The organism is Phytobacter sp. V91 (assembly GCF_965644225.1).
Taxonomy (GTDB): domain Bacteria; phylum Pseudomonadota; class Gammaproteobacteria; order Enterobacterales; family Enterobacteriaceae; genus CBFFRJ01.
Genome location: NZ_CBFFRJ010000023.1, coordinates 17,784 through 42,968 on the forward strand (window position 1 = coordinate 17,784; position 25,185 = coordinate 42,968).

Genomic DNA, 25,185 nt, shown 5'->3' on the forward strand with positions numbered 1-25,185 from the left:
GCACTTGTTGAAATAGCCGCATATTCTACCCGTTATCGCCAGGGACGCCAAACCACTGATGGTACCAACGAGGCAAAATTTGCTCTCGTAAGCTAAAGATTGCCCAGCCTTGCGCAGAAAATGTCACGCTAACCTGCCCATGATGCGGTGTGTCGTACCAGCTATAGCCTTGTTGCAGATAACGATTTTTCACTTTTGCCGAGGGCAACCGCCAGGAATTATAGCGTGAAGCTGAAACCAGCGCGGCGTGGCCATTCACCCTTTGAATAAATGGCAGCGCGGATGACGTATTGCTCCCATGGTGGGGAACCTGAATGACAGTCGACGCCAGATGCTGCCAGTAGCGCTTTAACAGCGCGAACTCTGCCGGCGTTTCGATATCGCCGGTAAGCAATATACTATGGATGCCATCATCGACTTTCACCACACATGAGCGATTATTTCCTTTGTGTGTCGCGCCGTTGAGCGGCCAGTGCGCACTAAAGGTCAGCCCCTGCCATTGCCATGTTTCACCGCGAAAACAGGGGAGATGATTATCCCAGCCGACAGAACTTCGTACCCATAGTGCAGGCCAGGTTCGCAGCAATGTATTCAGCCCGCCACGATGATCCAGATGCTCATGGCTGAGGATTATTCCTTCAGGTTGCAAATGGTGCCAACGCAGCCAGGGAACAATCAGCTGCTGCGCACTGTCACCACCAGGCCAGGCTAATCCCGTATCGTAGAGGATAGCTTTGCCGTTACGTTCAATCACCATCGCCAGCCCCTGGCCGATATCCAGCATATGGACCTGCCAGCTATCCTCTTTCTCGCCACGAAACAGGGGCAGCATCAGGGTAATCATCCCCCCGATACAAAGCAGCGGAAAGGTTCTCCAGAGGTTCAGTCGCACCACGACCAGCCACAGCCAGGGCAGCCAGGCAAACCACTGCCAGCGGGCATCCACTTCCACCCACCCTTGCGGCAACGTATGCAGAAACCCGAACAGAACTTTCAGTGATGCGTCGGAAAGCCACCACTGAGCAAACTCTGCCCACTGCGGCCCGGTAAGGTGTAATAGCATGCCTGACAGAATCAAAGGGACGGTGACAAATGTCACCAGTGGAACCGCCAGCATGTTCGCCACCAGCGAGCTTATACTGATGCCGTGAAAAGAGAAGATCTGTAACGGCAACAGCAGCAATGTCATACCGGCTTGCAGATAGACCAGCTCAACCAGCCAGCGATACCACCATGCAAACCTGTTGGTTGATAGCGGTAACCATTGATACCAGAAGATCAGTGCCGCGACAGCAAAAGCCGACAACCACAGGCTTTGCGACAGAATTGCAACAGGATCAACCAATAAAATACCTGCCACACAGCAGCTCCAGACCTGCCAGGATGTCCATTGCCTGCCAGAGAGTCGTAAGGCTGCCCAGACGATCAGCGATATTGCGGTGCGAAAGGCAGGCGGCTGCATGCCAGTCAGCCATGTATACCAGCCCGCAAAGATAACCCCCACATACAACGGCAGTTGCCAGTTGATCCAGTGCACCGGAAACAGCAGCTGTATTGCGCGGGTTATGAGCCCGCCGATGATAGCGGTGATGGCAATATGCAGCCCTGATATCGCCATCAGAAGGGCGGTTCCGGTTTCCCGCATAATGTTTTTGGTATCCACGTCGAGCGAGGAGCGCTCCCCCAGTCCTAATGCCAGGATGACGGACTGCCAGGCGAAAGGCTCAAGCCGGTTTTTCAGCGAATTGACAAAACGCCCGCGCCAGTTGCAGTGACGGTTTATCACTGTTGCTTTTACAACACGCCCGGTCAGTTGTTGATGGTTGGACAAGGCGTGTCGCTGGGTATCAAAGCCGCCATCATTGAGCTGTCCATGAATGGCGCGCGCCCGGATGGTCATGCTCCACTGCTGGCCGACACATACAGCTTCAGGCAGGTACTCGCCATAAAGCACAATACCAGGGGCAGGAAACAGCCGTTTTCCATTCAGATGAGTGATTTTCGCGTAGTGGGTTGTTGCCTTGTCGGTGTCGGTAATCACCACCCTCACCTGCCGGTTTTCTCCCGGTAAGTGTTCCATTGGCCAGACAAGCTGCAATGCCGCCAGCACACCCCAGACAAAAAACAGCAGCGTCATCCCGGAATAGCGCAGCAGCGGGTGGCGAAACCATGCGAGCAGGCATGCGACAGGCAAAATGGCCCACAGGAAAGCGAGTTCGGGCAACGCCGGTAAAAACAGTAATGGCAACATCCCCAGATTGAGGCAAAAAGCCAGTGCAGGTAATGGCATCCACACCTCCTTGTTGTGGCGATTGTGAATGGAGGTATGCAGGGTGTCTGTTCGGGAATTTATACTCTGCGGCGGATGCAGAGGAGGATCTGCTCTTTTGCATTGCGGAACAGAGATTTTGCGAGCAGGTTCGGGTTATCAGAAAAGTGAAAAGCAGAAACGAAAAAAGCACCCCTGGGGTGCTTTTTTGCGATGAAGAAGTTTCACTGACAGCGAAACTTACTCCTCATAAATATTGGCGCGGTCACGTAATTCTTTACCCGGCTTAAAGTGCGGAACGTACTTCCCTTCCAGATCCACTTTATCGCCCGTTTTTGGGTTACGTCCGGTGCGAGGTGCACGATAGTGCAGAGAAAAACTACCGAAACCGCGGATCTCAATACGCTCACCCTGGGCAAGAGTAGAGGCCATATGCTCCAGCATCTCTTTGACCGAATCTTCCACGGCTTTAGCGGGAATATGCGATTGCTGGCTGGCAAGTCTTTCAATCAATTCTGACTTGGTCATGATTCCTCCGGTTTCCTTCAAGGCAAATTAGCTTAACAGCTTAAACAAGGGCGGCCATAGCCGCCCTTTGTGCTTGATTACAGGACGAAATCTGTAATCTGTCAAGTATCCTCGTCATACTTCGGTTCACATAAGCAACGCTTTACCAGATAACCCCGGAAATAAACCGGGGTTTCGTATTCAGCGGCTCGCTGTGACTCAAATCAGGCGGAGGAATTACTCGCCTTTAGCAGCAGCTTTGAAGGCTTCAGCCATAGCGTTGGAGAAGTTACCGTCTTCCTGTTTGTTGTTAACAGTAGCGATAGCATCTTTCTCGTCAGCTTCGTCTTTAGCACGTACAGACAGGCTTACAACACGGTTTTTACGGTCAACGCCGGTGAATTTAGCTTCAACGTCGTCGCCAACACTCAGAACCAGAGTCGCGTCTTCTACGCGGTCACGTGATGCTTCAGAAGCACGCAGGTAACCTTCAACGCCGTCAGCCAGTTCTACGGTTGCGCCTTTCGCGTCAACTGCAGTCACTTTACCGTTAACAATCGCGCCTTTCTTGTTCATAGCAACGTAGTTGTTGAACGGATCTTCTGCGAGTTGTTTAACACCCAGGGAGATACGCTCACGCTCTGCGTCAACCTGCAGAACAACAGCTGCGATTTCGTCGCCTTTTTTGTATTCACGAACTGCTTCTTCGCCTGTAACGTTCCAGGAGATGTCAGACAGGTGAACCAGGCCGTCGATGCCGCCGTCCAGGCCGATGAAGATACCGAAGTCAGTGATAGACTTGATTTTACCTTCAACACGGTCACCCTTGTTGTGGGTTTCCGCGAACTGCTGCCATGGGTTGTTTTTGCACTGTTTCAGACCCAGGGAGATACGACGACGTTCTTCGTCGATATCCAGAACCATAACTTCCACTACATCGCCAACGTTAACAACTTTGGACGGGTGGATGTTTTTGTTGGTCCAATCCATTTCGGAAACGTGTACCAGGCCTTCAACGCCTTCTTCGATTTCAACGAAGCAGCCGTAGTCGGTCAGGTTGGTCACGCGGCCAGTCAGTTTGGTACCTTCCGGATAACGCTTAGCGATAGCGACCCATGGATCTTCGCCCAGCTGTTTCAGGCCCAGGGAGACACGAGTACGCTCGCGGTCGAACTTCAGCACTTTAACAGTGATTTCGTCGCCAACGTTTACGATTTCGCTCGGGTGCTTAACGCGTTTCCACGCCATGTCGGTGATGTGCAGCAGGCCATCAACGCCGCCCAGATCAACGAATGCGCCGTAGTCAGTGAGGTTCTTAACGATACCTTTGACTTCCATGCCTTCCTGCAGGTTTTCCAGCAGTTGATCGCGTTCTGCACTGTTTTCGGATTCGATAACAGCACGACGGGAAACAACAACGTTGTTACGTTTCTGGTCCAGCTTGATTACTTTGAACTCAAGCTCTTTGCCTTCCAGGTGCAGCGTGTCGCGAACTGGACGAACGTCAACCAGGGAACCTGGCAGGAACGCGCGAATACCATTCAGCTCAACAGTGAAGCCACCTTTAACTTTGCCGTTGATGATACCGACCACAGTTTCAGCTTCTTCGTAAGCTTTTTCCAGCGTGATCCAAGCTTCGTGACGTTTAGCTTTTTCACGGGACAGCAGGGTTTCACCGAAGCCGTCTTCCACTGCATCCAGAGCAACGTCAACTTCGTCGCCAACCTGGATTTCCAGTTCGCCCTGGGCGTTTTTGAACTGCTCTGCCGGAATGGCGGACTCAGATTTCAGACCGGCGTCAACCAGTACGATATCTTTGTCGATAGCAACAACAACACCACGAACGATGGAACCCGGGCGGGTTTCGATTTCTTTTAAGGATTCTTCAAATAGTTGAGCAAAAGATTCAGTCATGTTTAATCTTCAGGTTTCATATTTAACGTCCACCTGGCTCCGTGCCGGATGGGGTTGTTTAACATACCCGCTCACATTCCATTGCTGCGGGGGTACTACAAATTCGGTCGCTTACGCGAGGGCCAGTTTTTGGCGCGCATATTGTAACGCTTTTTCAATCACTTGCTCAATACTTAAACTGGTGGAATCCAGTACTAAAGCATCGGCAGCGGGAATAAGCGGCGCAACGGGACGATTACGATCGCGGTCGTCACGTTCTTTGATCTCTGCCAAAAGGCGATCAAAGTTAACACTAAAGCCCTTTTCCTGCAACTGAAGCATGCGGCGATGCGCGCGCTCTTCAGAGGAAGCATCAAGGAATATTTTTACCGGCGCGTCAGGGAAAACAACGGTTCCCATATCTCGTCCATCGGCGATCAGACCCGGCGCTTCACGAAACGCACGTTGACGGCGCAATAATGCTTCGCGCACACGGGGGAAAGCCGCAACCTGAGAGGCTGCATTCGCCACATCCTGGGTGCGGATTTCGCCGCTCACGTCTTCCCCTTCAAGGATCACTTCAAGGTTGCCATCGGTTGAGATAAAGCGCACATCCAGGTGAGCGGCCAGGGGAACCAGCACATCTTCGGAGGTAACATCCACATGATGATGCAGTGCAGCCAGCGCCAGCACCCGATAGATTGCGCCTGAATCCAGTAGATGCCATTGCAACGCTTCCGCCATTGCTTTGCACAGGGTGCCTTTTCCCGCACCGCTTGGCCCATCAATGGTGATTACCGGGGCAATTGCTGTCATCTTTTTCTCCTTCGTTAAGGCATACCGTTAACATGAACGCCGCGCATTATACGCTGCAACGTGAATGACCGTTACTCCTGCGTGCAAATAACAGAATGATTGAGACAATGTGAAGAAGGTTTGCGCAATTATAGAAGGCTGGCAGAACGCCAGCCTGAAAGTGACAATGATTTACTTTTTATCGGCCGCAATGCGATCGCGAATATGCTGCGCACGCTCTGTTGAAGGCGGGTGTGAATCAAACATCGATTTTTCTGAACCCGCATCCAGTTTCGCCAGTTTCTCGAAGCTGGTAACCAGACCCTGAGTGCTGATGTTGCGTTTTTTCAGCAAGTCATAGGAGAAATCATCCGCATCAGACTCCTGGCTACGGGAGAACGCGGAATTAATCATGTTTTCAGCCAGATCGCCAAGCTGGGAGTTCGAAAGCTGAGCACCTGCGGCGCTGCTGGCAGAGATGGCATCGCGCGCAGCCAGGGTGGCATAAGCTGTTTGCATCGCTTTACGGGTATGCCCCAGAGCAACGTGGCCCATTTCATGACCGAGAACAGCTTCAACTTCATTGTCGGTCATCATATCCATCAGGCCGCTGTAAACGCGGATACATCCGTTAGCCATCGCCCAGGCGTTAACGTCTTTGGTCTGATACACCTTGTAGTTCACCGCCGTGCCGTCAATAGAGCTTCCCAGCGCTTTTGAAATTTTTGCCAGACGTTTGGTATAGGTGCTGGAAGCCGGTGCGATGGTGTTTTGCTTATCCATCTCCACGCAGGCTTCATCGGACAGTTTTTTGACATCCGCGTCGCTGAGGGTCGCCGCTTTATAAGCAGACATCCCGGATTTCGCCAGCGTATTAGGATCAAGACTCATTGTTTTACAGCCAGAGACCAGCGCTGCCGCGACCAGGCAGCTTAAGAGTATTTTTTTATTTTTCATTCCATCATCCTTGTATTAATCAATTGAATTGTGTCGATAAAGCACACAAAGAGTAACACTATCAGATGCTGAGCAAACAACCAAAAAATGACAGGTGCGTGCCGCCAGGCAATATGCTATGACGGCACGAATAATCAGGCAGGTTGGCTGATACGCGCCAGTTGTTCGAAGTAATCCGGGAAGGTTTTCGCCGTACATTTCGGATCGAGAATGGTGACAGGCGTTTCTGACAGTGCCACCAGCGAGAAACACATCGCCATACGGTGATCGTTCCAGGTACCAATTTCCGCATACTGAATATGAGCCGGCGGCGTGATGCGAATATAATCCTCACCCTCTTCCACTTCAGCCCCGACCTTACGCAGCTCTGTCGCCATCGCAAACAGGCGGTCAGTCTCTTTCACACGCCAGTTGTAAATATTACGCATCGTGGTGGTGCCACGAGCAAACAGCGCCGCCGTAGCGATGGTCATTGCCGCATCAGGAATATGGTTCATATCCATATCAATCGCGTTCAGTTTATCGTGAGTACAGGAGATAAAATCATCGCCCCAGGTCACCTGAGCGCCCATTTTTTCCAGCACATCAGCAAAACGAATATCCCCCTGCACGCTGTTACGGCCAATACCCGTAACTTTTACCGTACCGCCCTTAATGGCGCCGGCCGCAAGGAAATAGGAGGCAGAAGAAGCGTCCCCCTCGACCAGATAATGGCCTGGAGACTGGTAACGCTGATTCCCACGCACGACAAAGCGCTGGTAATCCTGGTTATCCACCTCAACGCCGAAGGTTTTCATCAGGTGCAAAGTGATATCGATATAAGGTTTGGAAACCAGGTCACCCTTAATGGTGATAGTGGTGTCCTGAGTTGCCAGCGGCGCAGTCATCAGCAATGCCGTCAGGAACTGGCTGGAGACGCTGCCATCAACCTCAACATCACCGCCGGTAAAGCCACCGCGAAGACGCAACGGCGGATAATTTTCCTGCTCCTGATACTCAATCTGTGCCCCACCCTGACGCAGCGCATCCACCAGGTGACCAATCGGACGCTCTTTCATACGCGGCTCACCGGTCAGCACCAGGTCGTTACTGCCAAGGCAAAGTGCGGCAGCCAGCGGACGCATTGCGGTACCGGCGTTCCCAAGGAACAACTCCAGTGGCTTATCCGCGACCAGTGGACCGCCGTTACCCGTCACTTCGCAACGGGTGCGATCGGCTGACAGGGTAAAGGAAACGCCTAACGCACTGAGCGCATTGAGCATATGGCGCACATCGTCACTGTCCAGCAGGTTGGTCAGGACGGTGGTGCCTTGTGCAAAGGCGGCCAGCAACAAGGCGCGGTTGGAAACACTTTTAGAACCAGGCAGATTGATGGTGCCATCGACCCGCGCGATGGGTTGTAACGTCAGGGATTCCATGAAACTTAACTCTCAACAAAACGGAATAAAAACCCCCGCAGCACGCCACGGGGGTATGAGGAAAAGCGAAATTAGCCGCGGCGACGTTCGAAGTCAGCCATAAACTCGGTCAGTGCTTTCACGCCTTCCAGCGGCATAGCGTTATAGATTGAAGCACGCATACCACCGACCACACGGTGACCTTTCAGGGCATGCAGGCCTGCAGCCAGCGACTCTTCGAGGAAGAGTTTGTCCAGCGCGCTGTCGGCCAACTGGAACGGAATATTCATACGTGAACGGTTCGCTTTCGCCACATCGTTACGATAGAAATCACTGCTGTCGATAACGCCGTAAAGCAGATCGGCTTTTTGTTGGTTAACCTTATCCATCGCAGCAACGCCGCCGTTGTTTTTCAGCCATTTAAACACCAGCCCGGCCAGATACCAGGCGAAGGTCGGCGGGGTGTTAAACATGGAGTCATTTTCGGCCAGGATGCTGTAATCCAGAATCGACGGGCATGCCTGATGCGCCTTACCCAGCAAATCGTCACGAACGATCACCAGTGTTAAACCCGCCGGGCCGATGTTTTTCTGCGCACCGGCATAAATCACGCCGTAACGGCTGATATCCAGTGGGCGAGAAAGGATCGTTGATGAATAGTCCGCCGCCACCACCACGTCATTGCCAAAGTTCGGCGTTTCATCAATGGCAATACCGTCGATAGTTTCGTTCGGGCAGTAGTGCAGATAAGCGCTGTTATCGCTCAGTTGCCACTCGCTCATTGGCTTCACGCCGCGCAGGCCATCAACCGTGATTTTGGCGTCAATAACGTTAGGAGCGCAGTATTTTTTCGCTTCTTTTACCGCACTTGCCGCCCAGTAACCGGCATCAACATAATCGGCAGTGGTTTTATCGCCCAGAATATTCAGCGGAACGCCTGCAAACTGACCGCGGCCGCCGCCATGGCAAAACAGTACTTTATAGTTCGAGGGGATATTCAGCAGGTCACGAAAATCCTTTTCTGCCTCTTCCGCCACATGGATAAATTCTTTGCCACGGTGGCTGATTTCCATCACCGATGTACCAAGACCCTGCCAGTCACAAAGCTCCTGTTGAGCTTGTTTAAGCACATCCGCCGGTAACATTGCCGGACCTGAACTGAAATTAAAGACCTGAGCCATTTCCCCTCACCACGCTAAAAGCAATAAGTTATAACAGTGGATATCGGTTTTATCATTCAGTGACACGCGCCGCAATGTCTAAAACTTATGACCCGGCAAATGTGCGCCACCTCACACAAAACATTCTTCCGGTGAATCGTCATAAAACCGACATTTTGGCTATAAGGGACAGGCGAATTATCCCGTTGACCTTCGACCATTCTGGATTTATGCGCTACTAACATCATTGAAGTTTATCTTTGCGCTGACCGCTGTCGGACTGCATCGCCAGCCGACGAAAATCTGCGTACAAGCGATAGAGATCAAACACTTTTATTTTTATGCGTTAACAGGCAGTTACCTTTGATAATCTCAGGGGAAAGTTTTATTTTCGCCGACCGCCCGGCGAAGATAGCGCCAGTCACATAAAACCCGTATGATCGCCCGCTTTACGTACAAAAAAGTGACTGCTGCTATGACGCAAACCTATATCCCCGGCAAAGACGCCGCCCTGGAAGATTCCATCGCTCGCTTCCAGCAAAAACTGCTCGATCTCGGCTTTAATATTGAAGAGGCTTCCTGGCTGAACCCGGTGCCAAACGTCTGGTCCGTGCATATCCGTGATAAAGACAGCGCGCTATGCTTCACCAACGGCAAAGGCGCCACCAAAAAAGCGGCCCTGGCTTCTGCGCTGGGTGAATATTTCGAGCGTCTGTCCACCAACTATTTCTTTGCCGACTTCTGGCTGGGCGATGCCATTGCTGATGGCCCCTTCGTTCACTATCCGAATGAAAAATGGTTCCCGCTGCCAGAAGATGAGACGCTGCCGGAAGGTATCCTGGATGCCCGCCTGCGCGCATTTTACGATCCGGAGAATGAACTGACTGCGGGCATGCTGGTCGATTTGCAGTCTGGCAATGAAGCGCGGGGTATTTGCGCCCTGCCGTTTACCCGTCAGTCTGACGCGCAAACCGTCTATATTCCGATGAATATCGTCGGCAACCTGTATGTGTCCAACGGCATGTCTGCTGGTAACACCGCGAACGAAGCCCGCGTTCAGGGTCTGTCCGAAGTATTTGAGCGCCATATCAAAAACCGCATTATCAGCGAACGCATCAGCCTGCCGGAAATCCCGGCGGAAGTTCTGGCGCGCTATCATGGCGTCGTTGCCTCTATTGAAAAACTGGAAGCTGAAGGTTTCCCGATCTTCGCGTATGACGGTTCGCTTGGCGGTAAATACCCGGTTATCTGTGTTGTGTTATTCAACCCGGCTAACGGCACCTGCTTTGCCTCCTTTGGTGCACACCCTGATTTTGGCGTGGCGCTGGAGCGTACGGTGACGGAACTGTTGCAGGGCCGCGGTCTGAAAGATCTGGATGTCTTTACGCCTCCGACCTTCGATGATGAAGAAGTGGCAGAACACACCAATCTTGAAACCCACTTTATCGATTCCAGCGGCTCTATCTCCTGGGATCTGTTTAAGCAGGATGCGGATTATCCTTTCGCTGACTGGAGCTTCGCCGGGACAACCGAAGAAGAGTTCGCCACGCTGATGGCCATCTTCAACGCAGAAGACAAAGAAGTGTACATCGCCGACTACGAGCATCTGGGCGTCTACGCTTGCCGTATCCTGGTGCCGGGTATGTCCGACATCTATCCGGCGGAAGATCTGTGGCTGGCCAACAATGCCATGGGTACTCATCTGCGCGAAACAATCCTCTCCCTGCCAGGCAGTGAGTGGGAGAAAGAAGATTACCTGAACCTTATCGAGCAGCTTGATGAAGAAGGTCATGACGACTTCACCCGCGTCCGTGAACTGCTGGGTATCGCAACCGGCAAAGATAACGGCTGGTTCACACTGCGTATTGGTGAACTGAAAGCCATGCTCGCCCTCGCAGGCGGTGATTTGGATCAGGCGTTATCCTGGGCTGAGTGGACCATTGAGTTCAATGGCTCGGTCTTTAGCGCAGAGCGCATCAATTACTATCGCTGCCTGCAGACCTTACTGCTGCTGGCGCAGGAAGATGAGCGTCAGCCTTTGCAGTATCTGAATGCCTTTGTGCGGATGTACGGTGCCGATGCCGTCGATGCTGCCAGCGCCGCCCTCAGCGGCGAAGCGCCTTTCTATGGGCTTCAGCCTGCAGATGGTTCTCTGGAAGCGTTCCCGGCCCATCAGGCGTTGTTAGCTGCTTACGAAAAATTACAACGTGCTAAACGGACGTTCTGGTCGAATTAACAACAAGTAGTACGACAATATGTAGGCTTAATGACAGGTCTACGCTATATTATGGGGCAATTTCATTGCCCCATTTTATTAATATTTCGGCAATGAGTGCCAATTGTAATAATTAAGTTAATTATGGGTAAATGCATATATAGCTACCCAGGGCTCATTGTTACTTTTTATGGCAATTACTCCATTTTAGTTAACGGTTTTCGGGAGGCCACATAAAAAAATTCAACACTTTTTGCAAAATTTAAAATTTATTTTTATAATTATAAACAACAAGTTAACTCGCATTCGCTGTAAAACCACGCGCTTTGCGGTCCTATTAGCCAGGCGAGATATGATCCATATCAAATTCTCTTCTATAATGCTTTGTTAGTATCTCCTCGCCGACTTAAAACAAAGAGAGAGTTAGTGTGAAAGCTGACAACCCTTTTGATCTATTACTTCCAGCTGCGATGGCAAAAGTTGCCGAAGATGCAGGTGTTTATAAAGCAACAAAGAAACCGCTGACCACGTTCTTTTTGGCCATTACTGCGGGCGTCTTTATCTCCATCGCTTTTGTTTTCTATATTACGGCCACCACGGGTACAGCATCGATGCCTTTCGGCATTGCTAAACTTGTTGGCGGTATCTGTTTCTCATTAGGGCTGATTCTTTGCGTCATCTGTGGCGCTGACCTCTTCACTTCAACCGTATTGATTGTGGTGGCCAAAGCCAGCGGACGTATTACCTGGGGCCAACTGGCACGTAACTGGGCAAACGTCTATATCGGTAACCTGATTGGCGCATTGCTGTTCGTGCTATTGATATGGTTATCTGGCGAATATATGGTGGCAAATGGCGGTTGGGGCTTAAACGTCCTGCAGACAGCCGACCATAAACTGCACCACACTTTTGTTGAAGCTGTCGCATTAGGTATTCTGGCAAACCTGATGGTCTGTCTGGCAGTATGGATGAGCTACTCTGGTCGTAGCCTGACAGATAAAGCGTTAATTATGGTGCTGCCGGTGGGCATGTTCGTTGCCAGCGGCTTTGAGCACAGTATCGCAAACATGTTTATGATCCCGATGGGTATCCTGATTCGTAACTTTGCGACCCCGGAGTTCTGGACCGCAGTTGGTTCCAGCCCGGAAAACTTTTCTCACCTGACTATTGCAAATTTCATCACCGATAATCTGATTCCTGTAACAATTGGGAATATCATTGGTGGAGGGTTGTTAGTTGGGTTGACATACTGGGTCATTTACCTGCGTGGCGATAACCATCATTAATGGTTGTCTCAGGCAGTAAATAAAAAATCCACTTAAGAAGGTAGGTGTTACATGTCCGAGCTTAATGAAAAGTTAGCCACAGCCTGGGAAGGTTTTGCGAAAGGTGACTGGCAGAAAGAAGTAAACGTACGTGACTTTATCCAGAAAAACTACACCCCATATGAAGGTGATGAGTCCTTCCTGGCTGGCGCAACTGATGCGACCACCACATTGTGGGACAAAGTTATGGAAGGTGTTAAACAGGAAAACCGCACTCATGCGCCTGTTGATTTCGACACCTCTGTTGCGTCCACCATTACTTCTCACGATGCAGGCTATATCAACAAAAGCCTCGAGAAAATTGTTGGTTTGCAGACTGAAGCTCCGCTGAAACGTGCGATTATCCCGTTTGGTGGCATCAAAATGGTTGAAGGTTCTTGCAAAGCGTATAACCGCGAGCTGGATCCTGCGCTGAAAAAAATCTTCACCGACTACCGCAAAACTCACAACCAGGGCGTGTTTGATGTTTACACCAAAGACATCCTGAACTGCCGTAAATCCGGTGTTCTGACTGGTCTGCCTGATGCATATGGCCGTGGCCGTATCATCGGTGACTACCGTCGCGTTGCACTCTACGGTATCGACTTCCTGCTGAAAGACAAATACGCACAGTTCCTGTCTCTGCAAGCTGACATGGAAAACGGCGTTAACCTGGAAGCCACCATCCGTCTGCGCGAAGAAATCTCCGAGCAGCATCGTGCTCTGGGCCAGATCAAAGAAATGGCAGCAAAATATGGCTGCGATATCTCTGCTCCGGCAACTTCCGCTCAGGAAGCGATTCAGTGGACTTACTTCGGCTACCTGGCTGCAGTTAAATCCCAGAACGGCGCAGCAATGTCCTTCGGTCGTACCGCTACCTTCCTGGACGTGTTCATCGAACGCGACCTGAAAGCAGGCAAAATCACCGAGCAAGAAGCGCAGGAAATGGTTGACCACCTGGTCATGAAACTGCGTATGGTTCGCTTCCTGCGTACCCCAGAATATGATGAACTGTTCTCTGGTGACCCGATCTGGGCAACTGAATCTATCGCCGGTATGGGCGTTGATGGCCGTACCCTGGTTACCAAAAACAGCTTCCGCTTCCTGAACACCCTGTACACCATGGGGCCGTCTCCGGAGCCGAACATCACCATTCTGTGGTCTGAAAAACTGCCACTGAACTTCAAAAAATACGCGGCTAAAGTCTCCATCGATACCTCTTCTCTGCAATATGAGAACGATGATCTGATGCGTCCTGACTTCAACAACGATGACTACGCTATCGCTTGCTGCGTAAGCCCGATGGTTGTTGGTAAACAAATGCAGTTCTTCGGTGCTCGCGCTAACCTGGCGAAAACCATGCTGTATGCAATCAACGGCGGCGTTGATGAAAAACTGAAAATCCAGGTTGGTCCGAAAACTGATCCTATCAAAGGCGACGTTCTGAACTTCGACGAAGTAATGGATCGTATGGATCACTTTATGGACTGGCTGGCTAAACAGTACGTCACCGCACTGAACGTCATCCACTACATGCACGACAAGTACAGCTACGAAGCCTCTCTGATGGCGCTGCATGACCGTGACGTTATCCGCACTATGGCGTGTGGTATCGCAGGTCTGTCCGTTGCTGCTGACTCCCTGTCTGCAATCAAACATGCGAAAGTTAAACCAATTCGTGACGAAGACGGTCTGGCTATCGACTTCGAAATCGAAGGCGAATACCCGCAGTTTGGTAACAACGACGCTCGCGTTGATGACATGGCGGTTGACCTGGTTGAACGTTTCATGAAAAAAATTCAGAAACTGACTACCTATCGCAACGCTATCCCGACTCAGTCTGTTCTGACCATCACTTCCAACGTTGTGTATGGTAAGAAAACCGGTAACACCCCAGACGGTCGTCGTGCTGGCGCGCCATTCGGACCAGGTGCTAACCCAATGCACGGCCGTGACCAGAAAGGTGCTGTTGCCTCTCTGACCTCCGTTGCTAAACTGCCGTTTGCTTACGCTAAAGATGGTATTTCTTATACCTTCTCTATCGTTCCAAATGCGCTGGGTAAAGACGACGAAGTGCGTAAAACCAACCTGGCAGGCCTGATGGATGGTTACTTCCATCATGAGTCTTCCATTGAAGGTGGTCAGCACCTCAACGTGAACGTGATGAACCGCGAAATGCTGCTCGACGCGATGGAAAACCCGGAAAAATATCCGCAGCTGACCATCCGTGTATCTGGCTACGCAGTACGTTTTAACTCCCTGACTAAAGAACAGCAGCAGGACGTTATCACCCGTACTTTCACTCAGACTATGTAATTCGGTTTGACTGAAATCGCGAAGTAATAAGCGTACAATGAAGGCTCCACGTCAGTGGGGCCTTTTTAACACCCCGCCCCACACCAGTCTGCTTCGTCGGTTATCTATACTCATGGATATCTGCCAAAACAGATTTAACACAGCCGGATTGAGCTGTGCATCAATACAGACCCTGGATGGGTCACATCTGGAGAATACACCGCAATGTCAGTGATTGGTCGCATCCACTCCTTTGAATCCTGTGGCACCGTCGATGGCCCTGGGATCCGTTTTATCACCTTCTTCCAGGGCTGCCTGATGCGCTGCCTGTATTGCCACAACCGTGACACCTGGGACACCCACGGCGGCAAAGAGATAACCGTTGATGAGTTAATGAAAGATGTGGTGACCTATCGCCACTTTATGAACGCCTCCGGCGGCGGCGTCACCGCATCAGGTGGTGAGGCCATGCTACAGGCGGAATTTGTCCGTGACTGGTTCCGGGCCTGTAAAAAAGAAGGCATCCACACCTGCCTTGATACCAACGGCTTTGTGCGTCGCTACGATCCGGTGGTCGATGAATTGCTGGAAGTCACCGACCTGGTGATGCTTGATCTGAAACAGATGAACGATGAGATCCACCAGAATCTGGTGGGGGTCTCTAACCACCGCACACTGGAATTCGCAAAATATCTGTCGAACAAGAACATCAATGTCTGGATCCGCTATGTCGTGGTACCCGGCTGGTCCGACGATGACGACTCTGCCCACCGCCTGGGTGAATTCACCCGCGATATGGGCAACGTCGAGAAAATTGAGCTGCTCCCCTACCACGAGCTGGGCAAACACAAATGGGTGGCAATGGGTGAAGAGTACAAACTTGACGGTATTCACCCGCCGAAGAAAGAGACCATGGAGCGCGTGAAAGGTATTCTGGAACAGTATGGTCACAAGGTGATGTACTAATCATAGCCATCCGGATGGGGCCAACGGCCTTATCCGGACTGCCCGTAACGCCTGTCTTCATGACCTTAAGTCCCCGATTCATCATTATTGGTGGCTATCGCTACGCTTTTTTTTTCGTCATAGTAAGCGCCTGATTCGTTTAACGGCGAGCGAATAACCGATCAGGATGATCATTTGACAACAGGAACGTTGAGCTTATGCCCCCAAATCCCTCCTCAAACTCACCGGGCAGAATCGGTTTTATCCTCCTCACTGCGATATTATTTTTGCTGATCCCTTTTTCAGGCATCTACGGCATCCTCTTTTTTGTCGGGCTCGTGGCGCTGAAATTTATGCTACCCACGCCCCAGCGCCGTTTTATGCGCTATCAACAAAGCCTCCCCACCAGCAAGGTACGTTCGATGGCGACAGGCCTGGTAGAGCTGGAAGGGAGACTGGTTAGTCAGCAACTCATTCGTGCCCCTATGAGCGGCAAGAACTGCATCGGCTATTACCATACGGTGATGGAGGAAGAGCGGGATTCTGACGGTAAAACAAACTACAGGCTTATCTTTGAAGAGAAGCGTTGCAATGCTTTTCTGCTGCAGGATGCGACGGGAAAAGTGCAAATTGACGCCAGTAATCTCGATTTTTTTTCTGCTCCCCGCAAAGGAAGAAATACGCACCAGGAGGCAGATCCTTCGCGAGTATCGCCTTGAAAACGGCGAGGACTATTTACTTATCGGCAAGGCGATACGTCGCAATAGTGAGATGGTCATTACGCGGGACGCACTGCGCCGTGTTTTTGGTATCGCGCCCGTTGGCAACCTTAAGCGACGTGACAAGTTAAATATCGTGCTGGCCCGCGCTCGCTATTATTGTATTGCCATCGCGTTGTTTATTGCCTTAGTGCTTGTGCTCCCCATTGATGTTCAGCATCGGCAGGTGATTATTCATTACTCACATCTGCTGTCATTCTTTAATGTGTCTTCACCTTATGAAGGTTCCGGGCAATGAATAACTTAATCGCACTTCTTATTGTCGTCTTTGTGGTTATCGGCTGTGGCGGCATGCTGGTGTCTTTGTATAACCGACTGGTGATGCTGCGCCACAATGTCGATAAATCTTTTGCCAATATTGATGTACTGCTCAAACAACGTGTCGATGAACTCCCCGAATTATTGAAAGTCGTCAAAGCCAGCGCAGAATATGAAAAAGAGACGCTACAGCAGCTTACCGCGCTACGAACGGCATGGCTTGCCAGCAATCGCTTTGAGGATAAGGTGACTATCAGTAATGACTTAAATCATGCCCTGAAAGGCGTATTTGCGGTGGCAGAAAACTACCCGCAATTAAGGGCCAATCGTGGATTTATTCAGCTCCAGCAGCGTATTTCAGCTTTGGAAGAGCAGATTGCCGATCGGCGTGAGTTTTTTAATGAGAGCGTAACCCTCTACAACATCGGTATTCATGAATTTCCCAATTTGATCATGGCAAAACTGATGCGTTATCAACCAAAGCCGTTATTAGAAATTTCATCAACAGAGACTCAGTATGCTGGCCTTACCTTTTGATTTGATGTTTATGGAAAAGGAGCCCGTATATGCAGTGTTGATAGCCGCATTTGGCCCGGTACCCGCCCTTTTATTCTTCGGTTCCTTTTTGCAGATATCGTGGCTGAAATGGCTGTCAGCCGTATGTGCGGCAGCCATCGCCATCGCCTGGTTTCCAGGAGCAGGAATGACCATCATCATGATGTTCAGTGGGATTAGCGGGGTAAAGATATTTTTATGCTGGCTGGTAATGCTGACAGGGATCCTGAGTTTTGTTGTCTTTAACCATCGACATCTTGCTGTCATTTACCACGAATACAACGTCGACGATAAGCCAGGCAAGGTTGTAGCGCCTGGCAGAACAAAAAAACGGTCGCGCAGGCGCTAATAATACTCCTGATTGCGACCGTCATAAGCTATCAGGCATGCGCCACGGGCGTAGGATGCTGACCCGCTTTACGCATCAGCATCATCAGGTAGATACAGGAGACACTGGCTATCATGATAAACAGCAGGCTGTCAGAATAGCTTTGCATCAACATGGCGGTAAATGTTGGCCCCAGCAGGCTGCCGATGGTGTAACTAAGCAACAGAGCCTGGTTCATTGCCACCAGCTGGTGATACTCCACTTTCTCGCAGGCCCATGCCATTGCGACCGGGTAAAGCGTAAATCCGGCGGTGCCAAGGACAAAGAGCGCTGGCGCCATCGCGGCATTACTGAGCATCGCCCCGCAACCGAGGATCACTACAAATACCTGTACGCGCAGAACCAACAAACGACCAAAACGATCGGCCAGTTTCCCGACCGGCCACTGCCCGATAATCCCTGAACTGACCATCAACGCCATCCAGAAACCAATCCCCGAATCGCTGATACCTTTATGGTTCAGGTACAGCGGCATCAGGCCATACAGCGAGCCAAGAATAATGCCGGAAATAATGCAGCCATTGACTCCCAGCCGCGCCTGGCGCAGACGAAACATCGGCCATACCGATGTTGAGCTCTGCACTTCATCGCTCTTCCCGGTAATGCGGGTGAACAGCAGAGGTAAAATAGCCGCCAGCACCAGACCTACACACCAGGGTAATACGCTCATCAGCTCAGTCGGTGATTTACTGACCATCACCTGCCCCAGCACGGTACCCACGTAATAGTCCATCATATAGGCCGCGAGCAGACGCCCACGATTATGCGTGGTTCCACTGCGCATCAGCGCGCTTTCTACCACCACCCAAATCATCGCGCAGCCAATACCGGCGACGAATCGCCAGATTAACCAGCTCCAGAAGCCAATATTCAGGCCAAGGCCCGCACATCCGACAGCAAAGATCAACGAGGCAATATAGTAGCTGCGGTTAAAACCAAGGTGCTTTATCAGCCCGCCGGTCATAACAGTACCGAGCAAATTACCGGTAAAATACGAAGAGCCAACCATCCCGACCTGCCATGTCGGCATGTTTTCATGGGCGAGCCAGAGGGGGACGAGCGTATTCAGAACCGCTATCGCCAGAGTCAACAAAAGCAGGCCACAGAGCAATAAAAGCACTGGCCGGGTATAGGTGGTCATGGATAAAAACCGTGAGGAAGTTCAATATTCGTGCGCATCATGCCACTGGCAAAAACATTGTCAATCCACCGATTTTAGGCGGCAGCGCCTTTTATTCAGCGACGATATATAAAACTAATCCTGCGCTCCGATTATGGATGCTGACTTATCATCATTCTTTTGATTAATAAGATTTATTTACCATTCCTGCCAAAAAGTTTAGTTGAAAAAATTCATGATGATTTTCGCTGGCTGGCCGGGATCTCACACCCGACCAGACCCGGTTATTAGATGGCCATCGGCGACGATTTACAGCTTCTCAACCTGAACAAGATTACTGTGTGAGGGATTCCCCTTCGCCAGCGGCGAAGGTCGCTGGGTAGTCAGCACGTTAATGCATCCGCCCTGATCGATGCCCTTACCGTCAGGCGCATACCATGCCCCTTCCCCCAGGGCGACAACGCCAGGAATGATACGCGGCGTAACCTTAGCTTCGATGTGCACCTCGCCACGATCGTTACGAATGCGAACCCGGTCGCCATTCGCAATCCCGCGCAGTTGTGCGTCAATGGGGTTGATCCACATTTCCTGACGACAGGCAGCGTTGAGCACATCAACATTGCCGTAGGTTGAATGGGTGCGTGATTTGTAGTGAAAACCAGTCAGCTGTAGCGGATATTCGTTACTTAACGGGTCGCTATAATTTTCAAATCCCGGCGCATAAACAGGCAAGGGATCGACAACATCATCATCCTGCAACACCCAGGTAGCGGCAATGTTAGCCAGCTCGCTTGAATAAATCTCAATTTTCCCGGACGGGGTTGTGAGTGGATTACCTGCGGGATCGTCACGGAACGCTTTGTAAGCAACATGATGCCCTTCAGGGTCACGCTGTTTGAAGATTCCCTGTCGGCGGAAGGCCTCAAATGACGGCAGATCGGGAATAGCCTGACGGGACTGTTCATGAATATGCCGCAGCCATTCTTCCTGGGTACGCCCTTCAGTGAACGCCTGCTCAACGCCCATCCGCTTTGCCACTTCGCTGGTCATTTCATAGATGGTTTTGCATTCAAAGCGCGGCTTGATCGCTTGCCCGGCAAAAATAACGTATCCCATATTTCCACAAGAATCCGAATGCGCGATATCCATCTGTTCGGAAGTGGTACAGTCCGGCAACAAAATATCGGCATACATTGCCGAGGAAGTCATATGGCAATCGATCACCACTATCAGCTCGCACTTTTTATCATCCTGTAAAATCTTATGGGTACGGTTGATCTGCGAATGCTGATTGATAAGACAGTTCCCGGCATAGTTCCAGATCATTTTAATGGGCACATCAAGCTTATCTTTCCCCTGAACGCCATCACGTGTCGCAGTCATTTCCGGGCCACGTTCAATCGCATCAGTCCACATAAACATCGAAATACCAGCCTGTACTGGATTATCCGGTATTGGCATAAATTCATAGGGCATTTCATAGGTGCTTTCACGTGCGCCCGAGTTTCCCCCGTTAATACCGACGTTGCCAGTAAGAATGGGCAGCATCGCAATTGCACGCGAGGTCAACTCACCGTTAGCATGACGTTGCGGACCCCAGCCCTGGCAAATAAAGGCCGGTTTTGCGCCCGCGATTTCTCGCGCCAGTTGCACGATTCTGGCAGCGGGGATCCCGGTAATTGCCGCTGCCCATTGCGGGGTTTTGGCGATACCATCATTACCCTGCCCCATAATGTACGCTTTGTAGTGACCATTTGCTGGCGCACCCGCAGGCATGGTGCTTTCATCAAAACCGACGCAGTATTTGTCAAGAAACGCCCGATCAACCAGATTTTCGTCAATCATCACCCACGCCAGCGCCGAAACCAGGGCTGCATCGGTGCCAGGGCGAATTGGTATCCACTCATCTTCGCGCCCTGCCCCCGTATCCGTGTACCGAGGATCAATGATTATCATCCGCGCGTTTGATTTCTGCCGGGCCTGCTCAAGGTGATAAACGACGCCACCACCGCTCATACGTGTTTCAGCGGGGTTATTGCCGAACATCACCACCAGCTGACTGTTTTCAATATCGGACGGACTGTTGCCGTCGGCCCAACCGCCATAGGTATAATTGAGCCCCGCCGTAATTTGTGCAGAAGAATAGTCGCCGTAAAAATTCAGATAACCGCCGCAGCAATTCATCAACCGGGCGATCAGAGTCTTATTTGGGCAGTTAGCAACGGTCATCGTGCCGCCCAGCGTACCGGTTCCGTAATTCAGATAGATGGATTCGTTACCATAATCTTTAATCAGGCGCTTCATATTGTTGGCAATATGATCGTAGGCCTCTTCCCAGCTAATGCGCTCAAATTTACCTTCGCCGCGTTTGCCCACCCGTTTCATAGGATATTTCAACCGATCGGGATTATAGACCCGGCGACGCATTGAACGTCCGCGCAGACAAGCCCGGACCTGGTGCAATCCGTCGTAGCTATCGTCCCCGCTATTATCCGTTTCAACGTACCTGATTTCGCCATCCTGTACATGCATACGCAGCGGACAACGGCTACCACAGTTAACGGTGCAGGCACTCCAGACAACGCGTTCAGATGATGCTGCCGATAAGGGGTCAGCCGCACAGAGATTGCGTGAAAAAGGAAGGGTAAAGGCGCTGCTCGCCAGCGCGAGACCACCCATTACGCCGGTTTTAACCAGCCCACGCCGGGTAACTTCCGCCTCCAGCAGACCATCAGAGTTTTTCGATTCCATAAAGACTCTCTTTGCTCACAGATAGGAATAAACCGGAATCGTCAAGCAGATACAGATATGACAAATTCCGAAATTTTTAGTTTTTTATCCTGAATTGCAGCAGGGATTATTAACGAAATATTGTGATGGTTTATTGCCGGGGGTCAACGCGAACAAAAAAAAAGCGCCCGCAGGCGCTTGATATGGACAGAAGTGAAACTTAGCCGATAAACTCGACGCCGCGCATATACGGACGCAGAACTTCCGGGATCTCGATACGACCGTCGGCTTGTTGATAGTTTTCCAGCACCGCAACCAGGGTGCGGCCAACTGCCAGGCCAGAACCGTTGAGGGTATGAACCAGACGGGTTTTCTTGTCTGATTTGCTACGGCAACGCGCCTGCATACGACGCGCCTGGAAGTCCCAGACGTTCGAACAGGAAGAGATTTCGCGATAGGTATTTTGCGCAGGAACCCACACTTCAAGATCGAAGGTTTTACAGGCGCCAAAGCCCATGTCACCGGTGCACAGAGCCATACGACGGTACGGCAGACCCAGCAGTTCCAGTACTTTTTCAGCGTGCCCTGTCATCTCTTCCAGCGCCGCCATCGATTCTTCCGGGCGAACAATCTGCACCATTTCAACTTTGTCGAACTGGTGCATACGGATCAGACCACGGGTATCGCGGCCGTAGGAACCCGCTTCAGAACGGAAGCACGGAGAGTGCGCCGTCAGTTTAATTGGCAGGTCATCTTCGTCGATGATTTCATCACGCACGAGGTTGGTCAGCGGCACCTCAGCGGTCGGGATCAGCGCATAGTTGCTGCTATCGGCTTCTTCATCCAGCGGACGAGTATGGAAAAGGTCACCGGCGAATTTCGGTAACTGCCCTGTGCCGTACAACGTGTCATGGTTTACCAGATAGGGAACGTAGGTTTCGCTGTAACCATGCTGCTCCGTGTGCAGATCAATCATGAACTGCGCCAGGGCACGATGCAGATGCGCAATCTGCCCCTTCATCACCACAAAGCGGGAACCGGTCAGCTTAACGGCAGCGGCAAAATCCAGCCCGGCATGCATTTCGCCCAGCGTGATATGGTCGCGGACTTCAAAGTCGAACTGACGTGGGGTGCCCCAGCGTTTTACTTCAACGTTGTCATTTTCGTCTTTGCCAACCGGGACGCTGTCGTCCGGCGTATTGGGGATAGCCAGCGCGATTTCGCGGATTTCAGCCAGCAGTGTTTCCAGCTCGGCTTTCGCCGCATCCAGATCTTCACCCAGTTTGTTCACTTCCAGGCGTAATGGCTCGATATCTTCCCCGCGTGCTTTTGCCTGGCCGATGGATTTCGATCGCGAGTTACGTTCTGCCTGCAAATTTTCAGTGTTGACCTGCAAGACCTTACGACGCTCTTCGAGCGCGCGTAACTTATCTACATCCAGCTTAAAACCCCGGCGTGCCAGTTTTTCTGCAACTGCGTCTGGCTCGGTACGCAGCAGATTGGGATCGAGCATGCTTATCCTGTGCTTATCGAATTGAAATAATGAGAAAGTGACCACAGCCTGCGGCCACAGAGATCGAACGACAACATTACCGCAAGGACACTCTCAACGGTAGCGTTTTATGGGGCTTTTATGATCCTGTTCGGCCAGCCAGGCGAGCTTTTCGCCAATCTTTCCTTCCAGCCCCCGATTTGTCGGATAATAATAGCGTGTTTGCGCCATTTCCTCGGGGAAAAAGACTTCGCCAGCCGCATAGGCATTGGGTTCATCATGGGCGTAGCGATACTCCTGACCGTAGCCCATCTCTTTCATCAACTTAGTGGGCGCGTTGCGTAGATGCACCGGCACATCGTAATCCGGACGCTCACGGGCATCCGCCATCGCGGCTTTAAAAGCGGTATAGACTGCGTTACTTTTCGGCGCACAGGCAAGATAGACGATGGCCTGCGCAATGGCGCGCTCCCCTTCTGCCGGGCCAACGCGGGTAAAGCAGTCCCAGGCGGAAATAGCCACCTGCATGGCGCGCGGATCCGCATTGCCGACATCCTCAGATGCAATCGCCAGGCAGCGGCGGGCAACGTACAACGGATCCCCGCCTGCGCTGATAATGCGGGCATACCAGTACAAAGCGGCATCGGGTGCGCTTCCACGTACTGATTTATGCAGCGCCGAAATCAAATCGTAAAAACGGTCGCCTTTGTTATCAAAGCGCGCGCTACGCTCACCGGCAATTTCGGTCAGCAATGCTTTTTGCAGCACGCGTTTGCCGGAATTATCCAGTTCGGCCATATCGGCCATCATTTCCAGAGTATTCAATGCCCGACGGGCATCACCGTTGACCAGTTCAGCGATAGCGCTGCGCGTTTCAACAGGCAGCACAATATCCTGGCCGCCGTAGCCACGAGCTTTATCTTCCATCGCCTGGCTCAGGACCTGCTCAATATCTTCGGTGGTCAAAGATTTGAGCAAATAGACGCGGGCACGCGAGAGCAATGCCGAGTTGAGTTCAAAGGAAGGGTTTTCCGTGGTGGCACCAATAAAGGTGATGGTGCCATCTTCAATGTGCGGTAGAAAGGCATCCTGCTGGCTTTTGTTAAAGCGATGGACCTCATCCACAAACAGAATCGTTCGCCTTCCGGCATTACGATTCTGCCGTGCCCGTTCAATGGCTTCGCGGATCTCTTTGACGCCGGAGGTGACAGCGGAGATACGTTCAACATCTGCGCTGGCATAACGGGCAATCACTTCCGCCAGCGTCGTTTTTCCTGTCCCCGGCGGCCCCCATAAAATCATAGAGTGCAGATGCCCGGCTTCGATGGCACGAGGCAGCGGCTTACCCGGCGCCAGCAAATGTTGCTGGCCAATATACTGCGCTAAATTTTCTGGCCGCATGCGGGCGGCCAGGGGTTGAAACGCATTATCGGAAAAATCGAGCGACAGGTTGCCCACGAATGCCTCTTACTTACGTTGATCGTCAACCGTTACGCCCTTCGGCGGAGTAAAGGTGAACTTTGCTGCATCAATGCTGCCGTTTTGCTGCGCTTTAAGCTGATAGCTGCTTTTCTGGTCATCCTGCTCAATGGCGCTGAACTGATGGATGGTGCCGTCACGTCCCACATTGATGGTGAACTGTTTCAGGTTACCGCTGCCGGTTTTCGGCGTCAGGACAAAATCATCACCGTTTTGGGTGATGTTGTATTGCTGCCAGTCGCTGCTCTGATTACGCGCAATCAACATAAAAGGGGTGTTGCCGGTGGCATCTTTCAGCCAGGTCGCCGTAGCCTGCTCGACAAACGGATTATAGAACCACAGCGTTTTACCATCAGAAACCAGCACGCTTTCATCCGGTTGGGTCATATGCCAGTTAAACAGGCTTGGGCGTTTTACCCACAGATCCCCTTGCCCTTCCTGTACCGCCGCGCCGCTACCGTCAGTGACTTTCTGGGTAAAGCTGGCATGGAAGCTGTTCACTTTATCAAGGCGGCTTTTCAGGTCGCTGGAGGCATCTGCCCATACGTTACTGGCCATAAAGCTGCCAATTAACACACAAGCCATCGCGATTTTTTTCATTATTTTTCCTTAAAATACATCGCTCCCGAAATGGGAGAGCCTGCCTG

20 protein-coding genes are annotated in these 25,185 nt (G+C 51.5%); 8 read left to right on the top strand and 12 right to left on the bottom strand.

Going from position 1 to position 25,185, the window contains the following annotated elements; genetic code table 11:
* Positions 1-25: 25 nt before the first annotated feature.
* From ACSZO4_RS06880 to serC, 7 genes are all read right to left on the bottom strand, one after another.
* Positions 26-2,290 (bottom strand): ComEC family protein, encoded by a 2,265-nt coding sequence (locus tag ACSZO4_RS06880; protein ID WP_437888126.1) that lies wholly within the window; start codon positions 2,288-2,290, stop codon positions 26-28.
* Between the two features lie 219 nt (positions 2,291-2,509).
* The gene (ihfB, locus tag ACSZO4_RS06885; RefSeq protein WP_437888128.1) at positions 2,510-2,797 is read right to left on the bottom strand and encodes an integration host factor subunit beta; all 288 of its coding nucleotides are present in this window, start codon (positions 2,795-2,797) and stop codon (positions 2,510-2,512) included.
* 216 nt (positions 2,798-3,013) lie between these two features.
* On the bottom strand, positions 3,014-4,690 hold the full coding sequence (rpsA, locus tag ACSZO4_RS06890; RefSeq protein WP_437888129.1) for a 30S ribosomal protein S1: 1,677 nt from the start codon (positions 4,688-4,690) through the stop codon (positions 3,014-3,016).
* Positions 4,691-4,801: 111 nt separating this feature from the next.
* On the bottom strand, positions 4,802-5,485 hold the full coding sequence (gene cmk, locus ACSZO4_RS06895) for a (d)CMP kinase (protein ID WP_437888131.1): 684 nt from the start codon (positions 5,483-5,485) through the stop codon (positions 4,802-4,804).
* A 171-nt stretch (positions 5,486-5,656) separates the two neighbouring features.
* Entirely contained in the window at positions 5,657-6,421 is a 765-nt protein-coding gene (locus ACSZO4_RS06900) for a M48 family metallopeptidase (protein WP_437888133.1), read from the bottom strand.
* 134 nt (positions 6,422-6,555) lie between these two features.
* Complete coding sequence (aroA, locus tag ACSZO4_RS06905) at positions 6,556-7,839, bottom strand: 3-phosphoshikimate 1-carboxyvinyltransferase (RefSeq protein WP_437888135.1); 1,284 nt, start codon at positions 7,837-7,839, stop codon at positions 6,556-6,558.
* 71 nt (positions 7,840-7,910) lie between these two features.
* The gene (serC, locus tag ACSZO4_RS06910; protein ID WP_437888137.1) at positions 7,911-8,999 is read right to left on the bottom strand and encodes a 3-phosphoserine/phosphohydroxythreonine transaminase; all 1,089 of its coding nucleotides are present in this window, start codon (positions 8,997-8,999) and stop codon (positions 7,911-7,913) included.
* A gap of 454 nt (positions 9,000-9,453) precedes the next feature.
* On the opposite strand from serC, the gene ycaO reads away from it, so the two are divergent.
* The 8 genes from ycaO to ACSZO4_RS06950 all read left to right on the top strand — a co-directional run bounded on the left by ycaO (position 9,454) and on the right by ACSZO4_RS06950 (position 17,678).
* Positions 9,454-11,214, top strand: coding sequence for a 30S ribosomal protein S12 methylthiotransferase accessory factor YcaO (gene ycaO, locus ACSZO4_RS06915; RefSeq protein ID WP_437888139.1), 1,761 nt, complete (start codon positions 9,454-9,456; stop codon positions 11,212-11,214).
* 407 nt (positions 11,215-11,621) lie between these two features.
* Positions 11,622-12,479, top strand: coding sequence for a formate transporter FocA (gene focA / locus ACSZO4_RS06920; RefSeq protein WP_437888141.1), 858 nt, complete (start codon positions 11,622-11,624; stop codon positions 12,477-12,479).
* 51 nt (positions 12,480-12,530) lie between these two features.
* The gene (gene pflB, locus ACSZO4_RS06925) at positions 12,531-14,813 is read left to right on the top strand and encodes a formate C-acetyltransferase (protein ID WP_437888143.1); all 2,283 of its coding nucleotides are present in this window, start codon (positions 12,531-12,533) and stop codon (positions 14,811-14,813) included.
* A 204-nt stretch (positions 14,814-15,017) separates the two neighbouring features.
* Complete coding sequence (gene pflA, locus ACSZO4_RS06930) at positions 15,018-15,758, top strand: pyruvate formate lyase 1-activating protein (RefSeq protein WP_437888145.1); 741 nt, start codon at positions 15,018-15,020, stop codon at positions 15,756-15,758.
* Positions 15,759-16,024: 266 nt separating this feature from the next.
* Positions 16,025-16,456 carry a hypothetical protein gene (locus ACSZO4_RS06935; RefSeq protein ID WP_437888147.1) on the top strand — a complete coding sequence of 144 codons (432 nt, stop codon included), beginning with the start codon at positions 16,025-16,027 and terminating at the stop codon, positions 16,454-16,456.
* A gap of 52 nt (positions 16,457-16,508) precedes the next feature.
* Positions 16,509-16,754 (top strand): hypothetical protein, encoded by a 246-nt coding sequence (locus ACSZO4_RS06940; protein ID WP_437888149.1) that lies wholly within the window; start codon positions 16,509-16,511, stop codon positions 16,752-16,754.
* The gene (locus ACSZO4_RS06945; RefSeq protein WP_437888151.1) at positions 16,751-17,311 is read left to right on the top strand and encodes a LemA family protein; all 561 of its coding nucleotides are present in this window, start codon (positions 16,751-16,753) and stop codon (positions 17,309-17,311) included. The genes ACSZO4_RS06940 and ACSZO4_RS06945 overlap by 4 nt, the downstream gene beginning before the upstream one ends.
* Complete coding sequence (locus ACSZO4_RS06950) at positions 17,292-17,678, top strand: hypothetical protein (RefSeq protein WP_437888153.1); 387 nt, start codon at positions 17,292-17,294, stop codon at positions 17,676-17,678. The genes ACSZO4_RS06945 and ACSZO4_RS06950 overlap by 20 nt, the downstream gene beginning before the upstream one ends.
* 31 nt (positions 17,679-17,709) lie before the next feature.
* Here ACSZO4_RS06950 and ACSZO4_RS06955 read toward each other — a convergent pair whose 3' ends face one another.
* From ACSZO4_RS06955 to lolA, 5 genes are all read right to left on the bottom strand, one after another.
* The gene (locus ACSZO4_RS06955; protein ID WP_437888155.1) at positions 17,710-18,858 is read right to left on the bottom strand and encodes an MFS transporter; all 1,149 of its coding nucleotides are present in this window, start codon (positions 18,856-18,858) and stop codon (positions 17,710-17,712) included.
* A 288-nt stretch (positions 18,859-19,146) separates the two neighbouring features.
* Entirely contained in the window at positions 19,147-21,588 is a 2,442-nt protein-coding gene (dmsA, locus tag ACSZO4_RS06960) for a dimethylsulfoxide reductase subunit A (RefSeq protein ID WP_437888157.1), read from the bottom strand.
* 199 nt (positions 21,589-21,787) lie between these two features.
* The gene (serS, locus tag ACSZO4_RS06965; protein WP_437888159.1) at positions 21,788-23,080 is read right to left on the bottom strand and encodes a serine--tRNA ligase; all 1,293 of its coding nucleotides are present in this window, start codon (positions 23,078-23,080) and stop codon (positions 21,788-21,790) included.
* A 93-nt stretch (positions 23,081-23,173) separates the two neighbouring features.
* The gene (rarA, locus tag ACSZO4_RS06970) at positions 23,174-24,517 is read right to left on the bottom strand and encodes a replication-associated recombination protein RarA (protein WP_437888161.1); all 1,344 of its coding nucleotides are present in this window, start codon (positions 24,515-24,517) and stop codon (positions 23,174-23,176) included.
* Positions 24,518-24,526: 9 nt separating this feature from the next.
* Entirely contained in the window at positions 24,527-25,138 is a 612-nt protein-coding gene (lolA, locus tag ACSZO4_RS06975) for an outer membrane lipoprotein chaperone LolA (protein WP_437888163.1), read from the bottom strand.
* Positions 25,139-25,185: the final 47 nt, after the last annotated feature.